Raw genomic sequence first — 2,815 nt, forward strand, 5'->3', positions numbered from 1 at the left:
GCAAGGGGGAGGGTAGAAGCGCTAGTGAATAATCCAGCTCAGCAACCACAATCCCAGCAGCAGCCAGATGATCCCCATGATGATCGACGCATTCATGAAGGCGCGGATGGCTGACCACAGCAGCATCAGCCCGACGATCAACGCGATGATGCTGATGATCGAAGTGTCCATCCCCAGCGTCCGCGACAGCCCTTCGACGAAGTTGCCGCCGGCATTGCTCAGCAGATTGAACAGGCCACTGAGGCCATCGACGATAAAACGGATGACCGAACCGAGAGCCTGGCCGAGCCATTCAAAAAAACTTTCTACCTGCATGTGGGCGTCCTGATGAGTGTGGTGGCACGGTTGCCGCGCCTAGGCTTGGGCCACGGATCGCGGTGCCGAGTTCCCTGAGGCCGGAATCTGTGAGTATGGCGCAAAGATCCGCATAGGTTGATGAACCCTGCAGGGGCGAAGCTTGCGCCACTTGCCTTCACCCGTCATCCCCCCGAAGCTATACGCCTTCAGGAGAGCCCGATGAACCTTGTTGAACTGACCGAACGCCTGCACGCCATCCGTGATCGCAATGACTGGCGGCAATTTCACAGTCCGAAAAACCTGGCCATGGCCGCGAGTGTGGAAATGTCCGAGCTGGTGGAAATCTTCCAGTGGCTCAGCGAAGACCAGTCACGCCAGTTGCCTGCCGAAAAACTCGCCCACGCCGGGCAGGAAGTCGGCGACATCGTGCTTTATCTACTATTGCTGTGCAGCGAGTTGGGGTTGGACATGAACGAAGTGGTGCGCAGCAAACTCGCAGACAGCGAACGGCGGTTCAGCTGATGAGCGACCGTCATTTTGATCAATTGGCGACGCGTTTCGCGGAAAAAATCTACGGCGGGGCCAAAGGCGCGATTCGCCTGGCGGTGCTGCAAGCCGACCTGGCCGAAACCTTGCCCGAGCGCCCGCTGCGCGTCCTCGACATTGGCGCCGGTCTGGGCCACATGTCGCTGTGGCTGGCCGAGCGTGGGCATGACGTGACGCTCGCCGAACCCGCCGAGCCGATGCTCGAAGGCGCGCGCCAGCGCTTCGCCGACGCCGGGCAGAGCGCGACGTTTATTCAGGCGCCGTGGCAGGATCTGCTCGGGCAGCTCACCGAACCTTACGACCTGGTGCTGTGTCACGCCGTGCTCGAATGGCTGGCCGAACCCCACGCGATCCTCCCGGTATTGCACCAGTTGACCAAGCACGACGGCTGGTTATCCCTGGCGTTCTACAACCGCGACGCGCTGATTTACCGCAATCTGCTCAAAGGGCATTTTCGCAAGATGCGCAAGAATGACATGGCCGGCGAGAAGCAGAGCCTGACCCCGCAGCAGCCACTTGATCCGCGCGAACTTGCGGCGCAACTTGAGGGTTTGTGGCGGGTCGAAACTCAGAGCGGGGTCCGGGTGTTCCACGACTACATGCCGGTGGAGTTTCAGGCCCGCGCCGAATTGGTGGACTTGCTGGAAATGGAGCTGGCCCACCGTCGTCACCCAGGTTTTGCCGGGCTTGGGCGCTATTTGCACTGGATCTGTCGGCCGATCTGATCGGAGAACGAAATGAACGCGCGTTCCGGGTTATTGCTGATGTGTCTGGGTTTGGCCGCCTGTCAGGGCAGCAACCCTTATGTGGCCACGTCGAAACCCCTGCCGCCGGCGCCGCCACAAGCGGCGACCACGTTTGACCGCAGCGCGTATCCCGCGCCACCACGCGATTACGGGCGCTACCGCAGCTGGGCGTGGCTCAACGGGCGCCTGCCGCCGGGCACCGCGTGGGCGGATTCGGCGCAAGTCGCGGAAGCGGTGAGCAATGCGCTGGACCAGCGCGGTTTGCGCCCGCTGCACGATAACCGGCCGGCGGACCTGTTCGTCAGCGCCGCGCTGCACCTGGAAACCCGTTTGCGTCAGGTTCAGGACGACTATGGTTATTACGGTGGCGGTTATGGTGGCGGCTATGGCGGCTACAACCGGTACGGCAGTGGTTACGGCATGTACAACACGGTGCCGATCGTGCGCACGTACGAAGAACAGGTCGTCGTGGTGCGGGTTGACCTGTTTGACGCCGGCACCGGCCAACCGGTGTGGAGCGCCAGCGCCGAGACCAGCAATCGCAGCAGTCAGAGCCAGCGCGCGGAGGCGATACGCGAGGCTGTGGAAAAAGCCATGGCGGCGTATCCTCCGAGTTGAGAATAATTCCCACAGGTTCATGTCTTCCACCGGAGAACCCTCATGTTCCGTCCTCTCGTTTTACTGGCCGTCGCCCTGCTGCTCAGTGCCTGCGCTGGCCGCCAGGTCAATCATGACTTCGACGCCAGCCGCGATTTTGCTGCCTATCGCAGTTGGAGCTGGAAGGATCCGGCGCTGCAATACCGCCCCGATGATCCGCGGATCAAGAGTGATCTGACTGAACAGCGGATTCGTCAGGCGGTGTCCGATCAGCTCGATCAACGCGGCTTGCGCCCGGCCGGTGCGGGGCAGAAGGGTGATGTGAATGTGCAGGCTTACTTGATCGTCGAAGATCGTCAGCAGCAAGTGACGACCAATTACGGCGGCGGATGGGGCGGTCCGTGGAACGGCTATTGGGGCGCGCCGATGTACAACGAAACGCGCAACATCACTTATAAAGTGGCGACCATCCAGGTCGATTTGCTCGACGGCAAGGACGGCAAACTGGTCTGGCGCGGCAGCGACGAGCAAATGCTCAGCAACTCCCCCAACCCCACCGACCGCGCCAACGCCGTACGCGAAACCGTCGGCCGAATCCTCGCCAACTACCCCCCACACTAAAACCACCC

General features: G+C 61.6%; 5 protein-coding genes. 4 read left to right on the top strand and 1 reads right to left on the bottom strand.

Annotation, left to right across the window (positions count from 1 at the left end):
- Positions 1 to 21: 21 nt before the first annotated feature.
- Positions 22 to 315: a hypothetical protein gene (locus BI292_RS09655; RefSeq protein ID WP_092273827.1), complete on the bottom strand. Its 294-nt coding sequence runs from the start codon at positions 313 to 315 to the stop codon at positions 22 to 24.
- Positions 316 to 516: 201 nt separating this feature from the next.
- On the opposite strand from BI292_RS09655, the gene BI292_RS09660 reads away from it, so the two are divergent.
- Genes BI292_RS09660 through BI292_RS09675 form a run of 4 tightly spaced genes read left to right on the top strand, consistent with a single transcriptional unit; the run spans position 517 to position 2,807 of the window.
- A complete protein-coding gene (locus BI292_RS09660; protein WP_092273824.1) occupies positions 517 to 819 on the top strand; it encodes a MazG-like family protein in 303 nt (100 codons plus the stop codon).
- Complete coding sequence (locus tag BI292_RS09665; protein WP_101207739.1) at positions 819 to 1,568, top strand: methyltransferase; 750 nt, start codon at positions 819 to 821, stop codon at positions 1,566 to 1,568. The genes BI292_RS09660 and BI292_RS09665 overlap by 1 nt, the downstream gene beginning before the upstream one ends.
- 12 nt (positions 1,569 to 1,580) lie before the next feature.
- Positions 1,581 to 2,207, top strand: coding sequence for a DUF4136 domain-containing protein (locus tag BI292_RS09670; protein WP_101207740.1), 627 nt, complete (start codon positions 1,581 to 1,583; stop codon positions 2,205 to 2,207).
- A gap of 42 nt (positions 2,208 to 2,249) precedes the next feature.
- Positions 2,250 to 2,807, top strand: a complete 558-nt coding sequence (locus BI292_RS09675) for a DUF4136 domain-containing protein (protein ID WP_101207741.1) — start codon at positions 2,250 to 2,252, stop codon at positions 2,805 to 2,807.
- Positions 2,808 to 2,815 lie beyond the last annotated feature (8 nt).

Source organism: Pseudomonas sp. 43NM1 (assembly GCF_002836905.1).
GTDB classification, from domain to species: Bacteria; Pseudomonadota; Gammaproteobacteria; order Pseudomonadales; family Pseudomonadaceae; genus Aquipseudomonas; species Aquipseudomonas prosekii.